Source organism: Pseudomonas sp. LBUM1662 (genome assembly GCF_059695915.1).
In genome coordinates this window covers 5,223,650-5,239,658 of sequence record NZ_CP166793.1, presented here as the reverse complement: position 1 = coordinate 5,239,658, position 16,009 = coordinate 5,223,650, and the positions used below count along the sequence as shown (strand labels likewise).

General features: G+C 60.6%; 12 protein-coding genes and 1 pseudogene. 2 read left to right on the top strand and 11 right to left on the bottom strand.

Annotated features, from left to right (window positions below; genetic code table 11):
* Positions 1-77: 77 nt before the first annotated feature.
* The 5 genes from ACA049_RS23750 to arcD (ACA049_RS23730) form a co-directional block, all read right to left on the bottom strand.
* A complete protein-coding gene (locus tag ACA049_RS23750) occupies positions 78-440 on the bottom strand; it encodes a DUF5064 family protein (protein ID WP_497330298.1) in 363 nt (120 codons plus the stop codon).
* A 12-nt stretch (positions 441-452) separates the two neighbouring features.
* The gene (gene arcC / locus ACA049_RS23745) at positions 453-1,382 is read right to left on the bottom strand and encodes a carbamate kinase (protein ID WP_497330296.1); all 930 of its coding nucleotides are present in this window, start codon (positions 1,380-1,382) and stop codon (positions 453-455) included.
* Between the two features lie 171 nt (positions 1,383-1,553).
* Positions 1,554-2,564, bottom strand: coding sequence for an ornithine carbamoyltransferase (locus ACA049_RS23740; RefSeq protein WP_497330294.1), 1,011 nt, complete (start codon positions 2,562-2,564; stop codon positions 1,554-1,556).
* A gap of 69 nt (positions 2,565-2,633) precedes the next feature.
* Positions 2,634-3,890 carry an arginine deiminase gene (gene arcA / locus ACA049_RS23735; protein WP_497330292.1) on the bottom strand — a complete coding sequence of 419 codons (1,257 nt, stop codon included), beginning with the start codon at positions 3,888-3,890 and terminating at the stop codon, positions 2,634-2,636.
* Positions 3,891-3,923: 33 nt separating this feature from the next.
* Positions 3,924-5,351: an arginine-ornithine antiporter gene (arcD, locus tag ACA049_RS23730; protein WP_497330290.1), complete on the bottom strand. Its 1,428-nt coding sequence runs from the start codon at positions 5,349-5,351 to the stop codon at positions 3,924-3,926.
* Between the two features lie 447 nt (positions 5,352-5,798).
* Here arcD (ACA049_RS23730) and arcD (ACA049_RS23725) point away from each other — a divergent pair, with 447 nt between their 5' ends.
* Positions 5,799-7,226, top strand: coding sequence for an arginine-ornithine antiporter (arcD, locus tag ACA049_RS23725; RefSeq protein WP_497330288.1), 1,428 nt, complete (start codon positions 5,799-5,801; stop codon positions 7,224-7,226).
* The gene (locus tag ACA049_RS23720) at positions 7,223-8,086 is read left to right on the top strand and encodes a DNA-3-methyladenine glycosylase family protein (RefSeq protein ID WP_497330286.1); all 864 of its coding nucleotides are present in this window, start codon (positions 7,223-7,225) and stop codon (positions 8,084-8,086) included. Before arcD (ACA049_RS23725) ends, ACA049_RS23720 begins: the two co-directional genes overlap by 4 nt.
* A gap of 121 nt (positions 8,087-8,207) precedes the next feature.
* On the opposite strand, the gene ACA049_RS23715 is transcribed toward ACA049_RS23720, so the two are convergent.
* From ACA049_RS23715 to ACA049_RS23690, 6 genes and pseudogenes are all read right to left on the bottom strand, one after another.
* Complete coding sequence (locus tag ACA049_RS23715; RefSeq protein ID WP_497330284.1) at positions 8,208-9,539, bottom strand: CoA transferase; 1,332 nt, start codon at positions 9,537-9,539, stop codon at positions 8,208-8,210.
* 164 nt (positions 9,540-9,703) lie between these two features.
* Positions 9,704-10,459 (bottom strand): methyl-accepting chemotaxis protein, encoded by a 756-nt coding sequence (locus tag ACA049_RS23710; protein WP_438662261.1) that lies wholly within the window; start codon positions 10,457-10,459, stop codon positions 9,704-9,706.
* Between the two features lie 102 nt (positions 10,460-10,561).
* Positions 10,562-11,569, bottom strand: a pseudogene (locus ACA049_RS23705) (methyl-accepting chemotaxis protein); the annotation flags it as partial.
* A 475-nt stretch (positions 11,570-12,044) separates the two neighbouring features.
* Positions 12,045-12,440, bottom strand: coding sequence for a YbaN family protein (locus ACA049_RS23700; protein WP_497330282.1), 396 nt, complete (start codon positions 12,438-12,440; stop codon positions 12,045-12,047).
* A gap of 226 nt (positions 12,441-12,666) precedes the next feature.
* Complete coding sequence (locus ACA049_RS23695) at positions 12,667-13,269, bottom strand: biliverdin-producing heme oxygenase (protein ID WP_497330280.1); 603 nt, start codon at positions 13,267-13,269, stop codon at positions 12,667-12,669.
* A 114-nt stretch (positions 13,270-13,383) separates the two neighbouring features.
* A complete protein-coding gene (locus ACA049_RS23690; protein ID WP_497330278.1) occupies positions 13,384-15,975 on the bottom strand; it encodes a TonB-dependent receptor in 2,592 nt (863 codons plus the stop codon).
* Between the last annotated feature and the right edge of the window lie 34 nt (positions 15,976-16,009).

Sequence of the window (16,009 nt, the reverse complement as noted above, 5' to 3'; positions counted from 1 at the left end):
GGCCATCAAGACCGCTAAAAGCTTCGCGGGCAAGCCTCGCTCCTACAGGGGTACAGCGTTCATCCTGGGGAATAGGGTTACTCGAATTTCTCGAGGTTTATCGGGTCGCCGGATTTCATGTCCAACTGCTTCCGAATGTCTTCAAACATTAAATCGTAATGCTTGTGAACCGAGCCGATCTGGCTGTGTGTCTTCGGGATTTTGTACTTCTCGGCGATTTTCGTCACGTTGTTGGCGAAGTTGTAAGCCTCCTCCTTGGCCAGAAAGAAGGTCTCCTTCATTTCCTGTCCCTGCATGCTGCCATGCATGGTGAACTGGATGCCTTTATCCCCTTTGTCGTTCTTGCTGACCTCATAGTCGAGATGCACGTTGTAGCTGACATCATCCGGAGTCAGCGCGTGGCGCTCGATGTGCAAGTGACCGGGCTCGAACGTTGCCATTGACGTTTCTCCTTATAAATAAGTAATGCCAGGTTTTGCCGTGCTGATGCGCGTGCCGGCCGTGCCCTGGACGATCGCTTCGATGTCCGAGAGTGAACCGATCACCGCAGTTTTTCCAGTATGGCGCGCGAACTCGCAAGCGGCCTGCACCTTCGGTCCCATGGAGCCGGCGGCGAAGCCGAGTTTTTCCATGTCGTCAGGGTGGGCCTGGGCGATGGCTTTCTGGGTCGGTTTGCCGAAGTCGATGAACGCCGCGCTGACGTCGGTGGCGATCACCAGCAGATCGCTTTCCAGCTGTTCGGCCAGCAGCGCCGAGCACAGGTCCTTGTCGATCACCGCTTCCACGCCTTTGAGTTTGCCGTGGGGGCCGTACATCGTCGGAATGCCGCCGCCGCCGGCGCAGATCACGATGCTGCCTTTTTCCAGCAGCCACTTGATCGGGCGGATTTCGAAGATGCGTTTCGGCCTCGGGCTGGCCACCACGCGACGGTATTTGTCGCCGTCCGGGGCAATCGCCCAGCCTTTCTCGGCGGCGAGTTTTTCCGCTTCGGCCTTGGCGTAGACCGGGCCGATGGGTTTGGTGGGGTTCTGGAAAGCCGGGTCGTCGGCATCGACTTCGACCTGGGTCAGCAGTGTGGCGAAGGGCACTTCGAAGTCGAGCAGGTTGCCCAGTTCCTGTTCAATGATGTAGCCGATCATGCCTTCGGTTTCGGCGCCGAGTACGTCCAGTGGGTAAGGCGACACCGAGGTGTAGGCGGCGGCTTGCAATGACAAAAGGCCGACCTGCGGACCATTGCCGTGAGCAATCACCAGTTCATTGCCGGCATAAATCTTGGCGATCTGTTCGGTGGCGATCCGGATGTTGGCGCGTTGATTGTCCGCGGTCATGGGTTCACCCCGGCGGAGCAGGGCGTTACCGCCCAGAGCAACGACGATACGCATAATGCAGTCCTTCTACAGAGAGCGGGCTAACGACTCGGTCTACTGTGGGAGCGAGCTTGCTCGCGAAGGCGATGTAACAGGCAACATTGATGTCGGCTGACACGCCGCTTTCGCGAGCAAGCCCGCTCCCACAATTTGACCGTGTTTCGTCAGTGGGAGCCGCGTGGGCCGTTATATATCCGCCAACGCCGACACCAGGATCGCCTTGATGGTGTGCATGCGGTTTTCCGCTTGCTCGAAGGCGATGTTGGCCGGCGATTCGAAGACTTCTTCAGTCACCTCGACACCGTTGGCCAGGTGCGGATAGCGCGCGGCGATGTCTTTGCCGACCTTGGTTTCGCTGTTGTGGAACGCCGGCAGGCAGTGCATGAACTTCACGCGAGGATTGCCAGACGCCTTCATCATCGCGGCGTTGACCTGGTACGGCAGCAGTTGCTCGATGCGCTCGTCCCACGCTTCCACCGGTTCACCCATCGACACCCAAATGTCGGTGTGGATGAAGTCCACTCCCTTGACCGCTTCTTTCGGGTCTTCGGTGATGGTGATGCGCGCGCCGCTGTCTTCGGCGAAGGCCTTGCACTGATCGATGAAATCCTGATGCGGCCACAGCGCTTTCGGTGCGGCGATGCGCACGTCCATACCGAGTTTGGCGCCGATCATCAGCAGCGAGTTGCCCATGTTGTAGCGCGCGTCGCCGAGGTAGGCGTAGCTGATGTCGTGCAGCGGCTTGTCGCTGTGCTCACGCATGGTCAGGGTGTCGGCGATCATTTGCGTCGGGTGGAATTCGGCAGTCAGGCCGTTGAACACCGGCACGCCGGCGAACTTGGCCAGCTCCTCGACGATTTCCTGTTCGAAGCCACGGTACTCGATAGCATCGAACATCCGCCCCAGCACGCGGGCGGTGTCTTTCATGCTTTCCTTGTGGCCGATCTGCGACGACACTGGGTCGATGTAGGTGACGTGGGCGCCTTGGTCATGGGCCGCGACTTCGAAGGCGCAACGGGTGCGGGTCGAGGTTTTTTCGAAGATCAGCGCGATGTTCTTGCCTTTCAGGTGCGGACGCTCGGTGCCGGTGTACTTGGCGCGCTTGAGGTCACGGGAAAGGTCCAGCAGGTAATTGAGCTCGCGTGTCGTGTGGTGCATCAGCGAGAGCAGGCTGCGGTTGCGCATGTTGAAAGCCATGATGGATCTCCTTGGGTTTCGGTTATCCGCCTGCTTCACGCTTTATGAGCGTGAAGCAGGGCATGAAAATTAATAGTCGATAGGGTCGCGAATGATCGGGCAGGTCATGCAGTGGCCGCCGCCACGGCCGCGTCCGAGTTCGCCGGCGCTGATGGTGATGACTTCAACGCCTGCCTTGCGCAGCAGGGTGTTGGTGTAGGTGTTGCGGTCATAACCGATCACCACGCCGGGCTCCACGGCGACCACGTTGTTGCCGTCGTCCCATTGCTCGCGTTCGGCGGCGAAGCTGTTGCCGCCGGTTTCCACTACGCGCAGCGCTTTGAGGTTGAGGGCCTTGGCCACGGTGTCGAGGAAGTTGGTTTCTTCGCGGCGAATGTCGATGCCGCCCGGTTTGCTTTCGTCAGGGCGCAGGGTGAAGGCGACGATCTGGTTCACCACTTCCGGGAAGATCGTGACCAGGTCGCGGTCGCAGAAGCTGAACACGGTGTCCAGGTGCATCGCTGCGCGGGACTTCGGCAGGCCGGCGACGATGACTTTCTCCACGGCTTTGTTCTTGAACAGGTTCACCGCCAGTTGGCCGATGGCCTGGCGGGACGAGCGCTCGCCCATGCCAATCAACACCACACCATTGCCGATCGGCATCACGTCGCCGCCTTCAAGGGTGGAGCTGCCGTGTTCCTTGTCCGGGTCGCCGTACCAGATCTCGAAGTCGGCGTTGGTGAACTGTGGGTGGAATTTATAGATGGCGGTGGCCAGCAATGTTTCCTGGCGACGCGCCGGCCAGTACATCGGGTTCAGCGTCACGCCACCGTAGATCCAGCAGGTGGTGTCGCGAGTGAACTGGGTGTTGGGCAGCGGCGGCAGAATGAAGCTGGAGTGGCCGAGGAAGTCGCGGAACATCTGGATGGTCTTGCCGCCGAAGCTGTCCGGCAGGTCATCGGCGGACACGCCGCCAATCAGGAACTCGGCGATATGCCGCGGCTCTAGGCTGCGCAGCCACGAACCGACTTCGTTGATCAGGCCGAGGCCGACCGAGTTGGCGGTGACCTTGCGTTCCAGAATCCAGTCGAGGGCTTCGGGAATGGCGACGATGTCGGTCAGCAGGTTGTGCATTTCCAGCACATCGATGTTGCGTTCACGCATCTTGGTGACGAAATCGAAATGGTCACGCTTGGCCTGAGCCACCCACAGCACATCATCGAAGAGCAGCTCGTCACAGTTGTTCGGGGTCAGCCGCTGGTGGGCCAGGCCGGGGGAGCAAACCATGACTTTGCGCAGTTTGCCGGCTTCGGAATGGACGCCGTACTTAACTTTTTCCGTGGTCATTACAGTGATCCTCCAGGTGACAAAATTGGGGTGTTACAGGGTCAGGAAGCCGTCATACAGCCCGTAAGCCGCCACCAGGGCGCCCACGACGACTGCGGCGAAAATCAGCTTCTCGACGTTGGTGAAAACCGGTTTGTTGACTTCAAGCTTGGCCTTGGCGAACAGGATCGCGCCGGGCGCATAGAGCAGGGCGGAGAGCAGCAGGTATTTGACGCCGCCGGCATAGATCAGCCAGACCGCGTAGATCAAGGCGACGGCGCCGATGAACAGGTCTTTGCTGCGTTCGGACGCGGCGTTTTCATAGCTCTCGCCGCGCACCGCCAGCAGCAGCGCATAGGCCGCCGACCACAGGTACGGCACCAGAATCATCGAGGTGGCGAGGTAGATCAGCGACAGGTAAGTGCTGGCGGAAAACAGAGTGATGATCAGGAACAGCTGCACCATCGCGTTGGTCAGCCACAAGGCGTTGACCGGCACATGGTTGGCGTTTTCCTTGCGCAGGAACGCCGGCATGGTGTGGTCCTTGGCGGCGGCGAACATGATTTCCGCACACAACAGCACCCACGACAGCAACGCACCGAGCAGGGAAATGATCAGGCCGACGCTGATCAGCGCCGCGCCCCAAGGACCGACGATATGTTCCAGTACGGCGGCCATCGACGGGTTCTGCAGTTTGGCCAGTTCCGGTTGAGTCATGATGCCCAGCGACAGCACGTTCACCAGCACCAGGAACAGCAGCACGGTGATGAAACCGATCACGGTGGCCTTGCCGACGTCGCTGCGTTTTTCCGCGCGGGCCGAGAAGATGCTCGCGCCTTCGATGCCGATGAACACCCAGACGGTGACCAGCATCATGTTGCGCACCTGGTTCATCACGCTGCCCAGATCGGGGTTTTTCACGCCCCAGATGTCAGCGGTGAAGATGTCCAGTTTGAAGGCGAAAATCGCGATCAGCACAAACAGCAGCAGCGGCACGACCTTGGCGACGGTGGTCACGAGGTTGATGAACGCCGCTTCCTTGATCCCCCGCAGCACGAGGAAATGCACACCCCAGAGCAGCACCGATGCACCGATCACCGCAGCGACGGTGTTACCTTCGCCGAAGATCGGAAAGAAATAGCCGAGGGTGCTGAACAGCAGAACGAAGTAGCCGACGTTACCCAGCCAGGCACTGATCCAGTAACCCCAGGCGGACGAGAAACCCATGTAGTCGCCAAAACCGGCCTTGGCGTAGGCGTAGACACCGCCGTCCAGATCAGGTTTTCGGTTGGCGAGGGTCTGGAAGACAAACGCGAGGGTCAGCATGCCGACGGCGGTGATGGCCCAGCCGATCAGCACCGCGCCGACGTCGGCACTGGCGGCCATGTTCTGGGGCAAGGAAAAAATCCCGCCACCGATCATAGAGCCGACAACCAGCGCGACGAGTGCGCCGAGTTTCAGTTTTCCGGGGGATTCAGACATTGCATGACTCCAGTGCAGGAGAAGTAGAGACAACAGGTTAATTTCATTCGCTGTTCAATCATCTGACTTAGATCAATGCATGGTCACATTCCATTGTTAATTAGAGACTTATGATTCTTTTGAAGGCATAAGGCTATTGCCGCAAAAGCCTTTTCCAGAGGCCTCGGCCAAGGGTGAAAGAAATAACGCGTATCGATTGAAGTTTAGACGCTAGTTTGTTTTCTGGTTTTGGCAAGTATCGATCACTGATTTTGCGGCAGTATTGATTTATTAGGATTACCGTCCAAACCGCTATTTCCAGGCAAAACCGTTAGAGTGAACAGTTATAAATAATAGAGCGGCATTGGCGTTAATTGATAAACGTTATTACGCTTTATCTATTTAGTTAAAACCAACTATGTGACGGTCTCGCGGCGGTAGGCGCAGCGGGGGAAGGGAGAGCCAGGAATGTCGCAACCGACGCAAAAGCTTCGACTGAGTGCGCTGATCGCCCTGGTGGTGGGATCGATGATTGGTGGCGGGATTTTTTCCTTGCCGCAAAACATGGCGGCGCGTGCCGATGCCGGGGCGATATTGATTGGCTGGGCGATCACTGCCGTGGGCATGCTGACCCTGGCCTTCGTGTTCCAGACCCTGGCCAATCGCAAGCCTGAACTGGACTCCGGGGTGTACGCCTACGCCAAGGCCGGTTTTGGCGATTACATGGGATTCTCGTCCGCCTGGGGTTACTGGATCAGTGCCTGGCTGGGCAACGTCGGTTATTTCGTGTTGCTGTTCAGCACCCTCGGTTATTTCTTTCCGGTGTTCGGCCAGGGCAACACACCGATCGCCATCGGCTGCGCCTCGCTGCTGCTGTGGGCCGTGCATTTCCTGGTGCTGCGCGGAATCAAGGAGGCGACGTTCATCAACCAGCTGACCACCGTGGCCAAGATCGTGCCGCTGATCATGTTCATCATCATCGCCGCCGTGGCCTTCAAGGCCGACATCTTCACCCGCGACATCTGGGGCCGCAGCAACCCGAATTTCGGCGGCGTGATGGACCAGGTGCGCAACATGATGCTGGTCACTGTGTTCGTGTTCATCGGCATTGAAGGCGCCAGCGTGTATTCGGCGAGAGCGGAGAAACGCTCGGACGTCGGCCGGGCGACGGTCATCGGTTTTATTGGCGTGTTGGCGTTGCTGGTGCTGGTGAACGTGTTGTCCCTGGGGATCATGAGCCAGCCTGAATTGGCGACCTTGCAGAACCCGTCGCTGGCGGCGGTGCTGGAACACATTGTCGGCCCTTGGGGCGCGCTGTTGATCAGCATCGGCCTGGCGATTTCACTGCTGGGGGCGTTGTTGTCCTGGGCGCTGCTCTGCGCTGAAATCCTCTTCGCCACGGCCAAAGACAAAACCATGCCGGCTTTCCTGACCAAGGAAAACGCCAACCATGTGCCGGTCAATGCGCTGTGGCTGACCAACGTGATGATCCAGATTTTCCTGCTGATCACGCTGTTTTCCGCTGGCACTTACACCAGCCTGATCTACCTCGCGTCGTCGATGATTCTGGTGCCGTACCTATGGTCGGCGGCGTACGCGGTGCTGTTGAGCGGACGCGGCGAAACCTACGAACACGCGTCGGCCGAACGCACCAAAGACCTGATGATCGGCGGCATCGCCCTCGGTTACGCGGTGTGGTTGTTGTACGCGGGCGGGGTGAAATATTTGCTGCTGTCGGCGCTGTTGTACGCGCCGGGAGTGATCTTGTTTGCCAAGGCCAAGCACGAACAGGGTGAACCGCTTTTCACTCATATCGAGAAAGGGATTTTCACCTGCGTCATCAGCGGCGCAGGGCTGGCAGCGTACGGCTTGTACAGCGGGTTGCTGTCGTTGTGAGATTGCTGCTGGCGTATCAACCGCCGTATGACTGGTCGGCGATGCTGGGTTTTTTGTCGGCGCGGGCGGTGACCGGGATGGAAACGGTGGTCGATGGCGTCTACTCGCGAAGCATCGGGTTGAACGGTGTTCACGGTTGGTTTTCGATCCGGTCAGTGGCGGGCGATGCGCTGGAAGTGACGCTGGATTTTCCTGATCCGGCGGCCGTGCCGCAGATCGTCGCGAGGCTGCGACGGATGTTTGATCTGGATGCGGATTTGCCGGCGATCCATCGGCAATTGGTCGCTGATCCGTTGATGGAACGGTTGATTCTCCAGCGTCCGGGGCTGCGTGTGCCGGGTGCCTGGGATGGGTTGGAGCTGGCGATTCGTGCGGTGCTTGGGCAGCAGATTTCCGTGGGTGCGGCAATCAAGTTGGCGGGGAAACTGGTGGCGCAGTATGGGCAGCCGTTAGTGTCTTGTGTGCCTGGCGTGACTCACGTTTTCCCAGAGGCCAGTGTTTTGGCGGAGGCGGATCTGGCGACGTTGGGCATGCCAAAAAGTCGCGGTCGGACCTTGTCCGGCGTGGCCCAGGCGTTGCTGGATGATCCGTTGCTGTTTGAGCCGGAACGGCAGGGCGGTGTGGCGCGGTTGCTGGCGTTGCACGGGATTGGCGACTGGACGGCGCAGTACATTGCGTTGCGGCAGTTGCGGGAGATGGATGCGTTCCCGAGTGGGGATGTGGGGTTGATCAATGCGCTGGCAGCGCTTGAGGGTGGGACGGTGACGGCGCGGGATTTGTTGCAGCGGGCCGAGGCTTGGCGGCCCTGGCGTGGGTATGCGGCGCAGTTGCTTTGGACATCGTTGAGTCGGGTGGATTGAGCTGATCCAGGAGGTGTGCTGGATGTTCTGGCCCCTTCGCGAGCAAGCCCGCTCCCACAGTGGATCTGCGCCGATCACAAAACCTGTGGGAGCGGGCTTGCTCGCGAAGGCTATCTAAAATTCACCACCACTGCGCGCGATGGGAACCCAGTTCCGAGGCCGGAAGTACCCACTGCAACGGAGTCCCGGTGATCTTGAGCGGCACATGCAGCCGATGCGCCGGCCCCCAAGGCGTTTGCTCAATCAACAACCCTTGATCGTTCTCATCCTCTGCCCGCAACGCCTCATCCGTCCCGGCACCGTTTTCAATCAGCAACTTCGCCGTGCGCGCCAACGACAATCTGGCCGACCCGCCACGCCCCAGCAACGTGATCGCCGCAGCCGCCATCAAATACCCGGTCGCATGGTCAAGCGCCTGAACCGGCAACGGTGTCGGCTTGTTCGCTTTCTTCCAGTGCATACCCGCGTCGGCAATTCCGCTGCTCATCTGCACTAGGCTGTCGAAGCCGCGGCGGTTCTGCCACGGGCCGCTCCAGCCGTAGGCGTTGAGGCACACATCGATCAGGCCCGGCGCCAGTTTTTCACGCTCGGCGACACCGTAACCCAACTTTTCCAGCGCATCGGCGCGGTAGCCGTGGAGGAGGATATCGGCGTCCTTGAGCAGGCTTTCGAACACGGCCCGATCGTCATGGTTGTGCAGGTCCAGCCGTGCGCAGCGTTTGCCCAAGGTGACTTCCGGCACCACGCCCGGTTCGTTCCAGGTCGGTGGGTCGATGCGTAAAACATCGGCGCCGAGGCCGGCGAGGAAACGGCTGGCGACGGGGCCGGCCAACACGCGGGTCAAGTCCAGTACCTTGATGCCGGCCAGCGGTTGCGCGACAGAACCTTTCCAGGGTTTCGCATGTTGACCGCTGTCGGCGCTGAACTGAATCAATGGTTCGGCGTTCACCGCCAAGCCTTGGGGATGCGCCTGCCATTGCGCCCAGCTGCGCATTTCGGCGGCGCAACCACCGGCATCGACCACGGCCTGTTCCAGATCGGTTTTCGCCCACTGCGCCACCTTGCTCGCCATCGCCGCACGGTCGGCACAGACGCCTAGCACGCTTTCGGCGGCGGCGCGGTGATGCGGCGCGTTGGTGTGCAGGCGGATCCAGCCGTCGTTGGTGGCGTAGTCACCGGCCACCGGGTCCCACAACGGTGGAACGCTCCAGCCCACAGGGCGAATCGAAGTGGCGAACCAGAAAGACGCGAGGCGGCGGTCGGTTTCAAGGCTGGGCAAGCGACCGGTGTGTTGCTGCAACAATTCGCTGACTGCCTGACCGGCAGCCGCGATGCTGGCGCAGGCCAGGTCTGTCACGGCAAACGCCGAGGGCAGGGCGCCGCTCGACGTGAAAGGAATCGGCGTGTGCGGCAAGCCGAGTGCGGCTTGAATGGACGTGAGTAAACCAGTCATCGAAGGCCCTCCGGAACGAGAGCCCGAGCATAGATCAAACAGGTGATGAAGCGGATGAAACCTGTAGGAGCGAGGCTTGCCCGCGAAGAACGATGATGCGGTCTATCTGAAAAACCGCAGCGCTCCCTTCGCGGGCAAGCCTCGCTCCTACAGGCCTGTGGCAGTTACACCCGGAACTGATCCATCAGTTTCATCTGGTGGGTGGTCAGGGAGTTGAGCTGGCTGCTGATCTGCGCCGATTCGGTGGCCTGGCCGGTCAGGGTTTCGGTGACGGTGCGGATCGCCGAGACGTTGCGGTTGACCTCTTCGGCCACGGCGCTTTGCTGTTCGGCGGCGCTGGCGATTTGCAGGTTCATGTCGCTGATCACGGTGACCGCGTCGCTGATTTTGCTCAACGCCTGCACCGCTTGCTGGATCTGCCCGGCGTTGCTGTGGGCCTGGGTCTGGCTCGAATGCATGGTGGCGACCACGCCGCGAGTACCGGTCTGGATGCGCTCGATGACGATGCGGATCTCTTCCACCGAATCCTGCGTGCGTTTGGCCAGGTTGCGCACCTCATCGGCGACCACCGCAAAACCACGACCGCTCTCGCCGGCACGGGCCGCTTCGATGGCCGCGTTAAGGGCTAGCAGATTGGTCTGTTCGGCGATGCTGCGGATCACTTCCAGCACCGATCCGATCTGCTCGCTGTTGACCGCCAGCGCCTCGACTTCAGTCACGGCCTTGCTGACTTCGTCGGCCAGTTGATTGATGTCGCGAGTGCTGCGTTCGATGATCTGCATGCCATCGCGCGCCGACTGATCGGCACCTTTGGCCGCATTGGCGGCGTTCGACGCGCTGTTGGCGACGTCATGGGCGGTGGCGCTCATTTCGTTGGACGCGGTGGCGACCTGGTCGATTTCGCGGAACTGCACCTGCATGCCTTCGCTGGTTTGACGGGCGATTTCCGAAGACTGATCGGCGGTGCCACGGGCGTCGGTGATGCTTTGTTTGATCTGCGCGATGGTCGGTTGCAGCTTGTCGAGGAAGCGGTTGAACCAGCTGACCAGTTCGCCCAGTTCATCTTTCTTGCTGTAGTGCAGACGCTGAGTCAGGTCGCCGTCGCCGCTGGCAATCGCCTTGAGCATCTCGGCCACGCTGTTGATCGGCCGGGTCACGCCGGACGCGGTGAGCCAGATCAGCAACAGGCCGACCAGACCGGCCGCGATAGCCACCAGCACGGCTTTGATGGTGCCGCTTTGCTGGGCGTCATCGAGTACCGCTTGCAGCTTCACCGAATCGGCCAGCAGCACTTGTTTCGGCAGGTCGATCACCACGCCCCAGGCCTTGGAGTCGCTGATCGGGCTGACCGGGTACACCGCACGGATCAGATCGCCTTGTTCGAGAATCTTCGGCGAGCCGCCGCTGAGCAGTTGCAGGATGTCCTTGCCGTCCGCACCCAGGGTGGCATCGATGCTTTTGCCGACCTTGGTCGCGTCGACACTGTAACCGGCCAATACACCGCTGCCGGAGACGATCAACATGTGCCCGGCGCTGTTGAACAGGTCACGTTGGGAGTCCACCGCGGCCGCTTGCAGGGCGTCGAGGGCAATGTCCACGCCGACCACGCCGATGGATTTGCCGTCCACCAGCAGCGGCACGGAAATGGTCGTCATCAGCATTTCCTTGCCGCCGACGGTGTCGGCATATGGGTCCAGCAGGCAGGTGCGCTTGCTGTCGCGAGGGCAGGTGTACCAGCTGTTGTAAGGCGTGCCGCTGAGGCTCAAGGTGGTTTTGGTCATGTCGTCTTCGACCATGATCGTGTTGATCCCGGCCCCACCGGCACGGCTCCAGTAACTGGCGAAACGCCCGGCTTCGTTGGACTGGCGCGCCGCATCGTTGGCGAACTCGCTGTCCTTGCCGTCGAGGCCGTTGGGCTCGAACGCCAGCCAGATCCCCAGCACTTTGCTGTTGCGCTCGAACGCGGTTTTCAGGCTCTGGTTCAACTCTTCACGCAGGGCACCGGCCTCCAGCGAACGCTTGGCGGCCATTGTGCGCATGTCCTTGATCTGGTCCGCCAGGGCGGTCACCACCAACAGGCTTTCGCCGAACGTCTTCTGCACCCGCACCGCTTGCTCGGCGGCCTTGGCCTGGAGCAGGTCCTGCACACTGCCGGTGAGCATCTTGCTGCTCGAGGCACTGACCAGTTCATCGTTCTGGTTGGTCTGGTAGAAGTTCATGCCGACGATCAACGCGACCACACCGAGCAGGCACAGACCGGACAGCAAGACGATTTTCAGGCGGATAGAGAGAGAGTCGAACATAGGGCGAACTCGCGAATGGGTGAAGTGTTGGCTGTGGGTCGATGTCGACCCCGGTTCGCCAAATCCATTCAGCGCCATTTAATGCACATCGGCGTGGGGGGAGGTTGCATGATGGTGGCACCGACGAACGGTCATGGTTGAACGTTTGCGCAGAAAAATGTGCCGAAAAGCGGGTTAAAACGGGAGTAAATCGCGGGGTCGATCAGGACGGTTGCGGCAATGATTCCGGTCGCGACCAGATCCATACATTGCCCAGGCTCATGCCCGCAATGGCGAGGTAAACCGGCCAGCCCTGGTCGAGCATCACCAGCATCAACGTGGCGCACAGCAGCATGCTGACGGTGGCGCTGACCTTGGCCCGGCGGGCGATGATTTTGCCGTTGCGCCAGTTGCGCAGGATGGAACCGAACAGCCGATGGTTTTCCAGCCAGGCACTCAGACGCGGCGAACTCCTGGTCGCGGCCCAGGCTGCGAGGAGGATGAACTCGGTGGTCGGCAGGCCCGGGATGACGATGGCGATCAGGCCGATGCCGAGGCTGACATAGGCCAGCAGGCCGAAGAGGATTTGGGTGAGTTTTAAAGAGGTTGGTTGAGGCATGGGCTCAGGTTAGCGCGAGTGAGTCACGATAGGGATCTAGAAGACTGGCTCGGGCCCCTTGTGGGAGCGGGCTTGCTCGCGAAGACGGAGTGTCAGTCGACATGATTGTTGGCTGACACACCGCCTTCGCGAGCAAGCCCGCTCCCACAGTACGGCGCGGTACTTCAGGCAGACCGCGTTATCGTTTTTCGCGGGCAAGCCTCGCTCCTACAGGGAGGATGGTGTGTCAGGCGGGTTCCGGGGTGTAAGCCTGTTCCAGTAGCACGGTGAAGCGGTTGAATGCAGCGACCGCGGCTTGCTCGATTTCAGCTTCTTCCTGAGCGCTGAACTCCAGCGAGTCGAGGGTTCTGACGAAGCTTTTCCAGCCTTCTGCGCGGCCGCCGGCCGGTTCGCCGAGATGACGGGCGCCGAAAGTCTCGCTCAGACCCAGGCCCACGGCGCGCTTGATCAGGAACGCTGCACCGAGCTTCGAACCTTCGGACACAAACAGCCAACCCAGCGCTTCGGCTTTGCCTGGATTTTTCACCGCGCCAGCCACCGGGGCCGGTACTTCGGTGTCCAGATCCGCCAAATCAGCCTTGGCCGCTTCGGCCCGGCAGCGCGCCGGCAGGTCCGGGACGATGGCCGTCAGCTCGGCGTCGTTATACAGCGACACCAGTTCCGACTGGAACAGGTACTGCGCCACCACGAAACGGGCGAAGTTGGCCCGGGTTTCAAACGGTGCGTGGGCTTTGACCAAGGCATCGAGTTTGGTGTGAGGCTCGTGAGTGATCTGATTCAAGCGTTGCGAACGCAAAGCAGGGCGTTGAGCTGTGTCCTGAGTGGTCATGAGAAATCCTTGGGAAAAAGAGGCGCTTGGTAACGAGACGAATGGGGAGGTGCCGGACAGTAAAAAATCCTCACGTCGCGGCTGTTATAAAGCTGCGACGTGAGGTGAGTCGGGTCAGATGTCCCAGACCAGATTGACCGCGAAGTTGCGACCCGGCTGGGTCAGGCGATCCAGGTTGGCCGGGCTCAGCACGGCCGCTTCGCCGACGCTGTCGTAACCGCGCACGTCATCCCACAGCCAGTATTTTTTGTCGGTCAGGTTGTAGACGCCCGCGCTGACGGTCACATCGTCGGTGACTTTGTAGAAACCGCTCAGGTCGAGCATGCCGAAGCCCGGCGACTTGAACTGGCTGCTCACGCCATCCGGCGACTTGAAGTTGCTGTCGTCGACGCGATCCTTGCGCTTGACCAGCGTCCAGCTGAGCAAACCACCATAGTTGTCCTGGTCGTAACCGAGGCCGAACACGCCGGTCAGCGGGTTGACGCTGTTGATCGGTTCGCCGGTGTCGTTGTTGCGGCCGTAGGCGTAGGCCACCGAGCCTTGGGTGTAGAGACCTTGTGGTGCGCCGAACGCGTCGAGGTTCAGACGGCCCTTGATCTCTGCGCCCTTGATGGTCGCGTGCTTGATGTTGTTGCTCTGGAAGGTCAGCTCGCTGTAACCCGGGGTGACCGCGTCTTCGTTGATGAAGTCGCGGTACTTGTTATAGAACACCGCCACATCAAACGAGCCGGACTCGAAGTTGCCGCGCAGGCCGGTTTCGTAGCTTTTGCTTTTTTCCGGTTCCAGGTCCGGGTTCGGCGCCACGCTGTAGCCGGTGGTGGTGTTCTCGAAGCGTCCGTACAACGCCTTGGCGGTTGGCGTGCGGAAACCTTCGGCGTACTGGCCATACCAGGTGTACTGATCGGTCAGGGCGTAGGTCAGGCCGAACTTGGGTGAAACTTTGTGCCAGGTCTTGTTCTCATCGCTCACGGTGCCGCGACCGTCGGCGGCCACGGTGTTGAGGAATTCCTGGGTGATGTGCGGCTTGAGCTGGGTGTAGTCGTAGCGCAGGCCCGGCAGGAAGGTCCACTTGTTCCAGCTGATCTCATCCTGGGCGAACAGGCTGTAGGTATTGATGGTCGGGTCCGGGAAATCGCTGGATTTTCTCAGCACGTCGGCCGCGCTGGTCGCGCCGATGGCCGTGCAGCCACGACCGACCGCCAGGCACTTGCCGTCGCCGCTGCGCGAGCCGGTGACTTTCTGTTGTTTGATAGTGGTGCCGTAGGTCAGCAAGTGCTCGGTGTCGGCGATGCTGAAGGCTTTATCCAGCTGGGCATCGAAGACCCACTGCTTCTCTTGGTAAATCGTGTCGCGGGTGCGCAGCACTCGACGGGTGATCGGGAAATAGAATTCTTCGGTGCTTTGATCGGTTTTCGCGGTCTGGTGGTTCAGGCTCCACTTGACGTTGTCGGCCAGCAGGCTGTCGAGGGCAAAGCTGTGTTCCAGGCCGAAACGCTCACGGGTGATGGTGTCGTTGCCGGTGCGCCACTGGTACATGCCGCCGGGCAGCACGCTGCTCGGAATGGTCGGCTGGCCGTTGAAGAACGGGCCGCCGTAAGCGCTTTTCTGATCGGTGTCGCGATCGTCCTTGTACTTCTCGTAGGTCAGGCCGAGGCGTGAATCTTCGTTGTAGTTCCAGCCGATCTTGGCCAATACGTTGGTGGCGCGCACGTCTTCCGGGTTGGCCGCGGTACGGTCCAGGCCGGTGCCGTTGTTGCTGCCATAAGAATCGGTTTCGTGACCGTCGCGTTGGCTGTAATGCAGCAAGCCATCGAACTGATCGGCACGGCCGGCGACGGTGGCGGATTTCAGCCAGCTCTCGTCAGCGGAGCTGTACCCGGTCTTCAAGCGGGCGCCGACGTCCTGGCCGGGCTTGATGATGTCGTCCGGGTCGAGGGTGAAATAGCTGACGGCGCCGCCGATGGCGTTGCTGCCGTACAGTACCGAGGCCGGGCCGCGCAGAATCTCGACGCGCTTGATGATTTCCGGGTCGACGTAGTTACGCTGGGTTTTGGCGTACGGGCCGTTGAAGAAACCGTTCGGAATTTCGACGCCATCGATCTGGGTCAGGATCCGGTCGCCGTCGATGCCGCGAATGTTGTAGCCGCTGATCCCGCCGCGGGTCCCGGTACCGCCCACCGAAACACCCGGTTCGTAGCGCACCAGATCCTTGATGGTATTGACGTTGCTGCGGTCCAGCTCTTCGCGGGTGTGAACGGTGACGGTACTCGGCACGCTCGCGATGCTTTGTTCCTGGCGAGTGGCGCTGATGGTCACCTGGTCCAGGTTGATCACGCCGCTATTGCTGCGCTTTTCCAGCACGATGTTGTTACTGCCCAGTTTGCGATAGCTCAGGTTGGTCCCCACCAACAGGCGATCGAGGGCTTTTTCCGGTGGCAACGAACCGCGCACACCCGGCGAGGCGACACCGTCCGCCAGTTCGGCCGGCAAGCCGACTTGCCAGCCTGTCACCGCGGTAAAAGCGTTCAGTGCCGAAACCAGCGACTGTTGCGGGATGGCAAACGTGTAATCGCCCATGTTGCGGGTCGGCTGCTCGGCGGCAGTGGCCGCCAGAAGCGGCGCGCTTCCGGCCATCAGGATGGCGGCCGTCAGCAGCGACAGCACGCGGGAAGGTGAAGAGGACTGGCGGGTATGGCGAGAGGACATCGATAGCGCTCCGTGTCGCACGAATCTTTATAGG

Coding starts and splice junctions, on each gene's coding strand:
- arcA (WP_497330292.1), bottom strand. CDS start 3,890: ATGACCACGGAAAAAGTTAAGTACGGCGTCCATTCCGAAGCCGGCAAA.
- arcD (WP_497330290.1), bottom strand. CDS start 5,351: ATGTCTGAATCCCCCGGAAAACTGAAACTCGGCGCACTCGTCGCGCTG.
- ACA049_RS23750 (WP_497330298.1), bottom strand. CDS start 440: ATGGCAACGTTCGAGCCCGGTCACTTGCACATCGAGCGCCACGCGCTG.
- ACA049_RS23715 (WP_497330284.1), bottom strand. CDS start 9,539: ATGACTGGTTTACTCACGTCCATTCAAGCCGCACTCGGCTTGCCGCAC.
- ACA049_RS23740 (WP_497330294.1), bottom strand. CDS start 2,564: ATGGCTTTCAACATGCGCAACCGCAGCCTGCTCTCGCTGATGCACCAC.
- ACA049_RS23700 (WP_497330282.1), bottom strand. CDS start 12,440: ATGCCTCAACCAACCTCTTTAAAACTCACCCAAATCCTCTTCGGCCTG.
- ACA049_RS23690 (WP_497330278.1), bottom strand. CDS start 15,975: ATGTCCTCTCGCCATACCCGCCAGTCCTCTTCACCTTCCCGCGTGCTG.
- ACA049_RS23710 (WP_438662261.1), bottom strand. CDS start 10,459: ATGCAGGTGCAGTTCCGCGAAATCGACCAGGTCGCCACCGCGTCCAAC.
- ACA049_RS23695 (WP_497330280.1), bottom strand. CDS start 13,269: ATGACCACTCAGGACACAGCTCAACGCCCTGCTTTGCGTTCGCAACGC.
- arcD (WP_497330288.1), top strand. CDS start 5,799: ATGTCGCAACCGACGCAAAAGCTTCGACTGAGTGCGCTGATCGCCCTG.
- arcC (WP_497330296.1), bottom strand. CDS start 1,382: ATGCGTATCGTCGTTGCTCTGGGCGGTAACGCCCTGCTCCGCCGGGGT.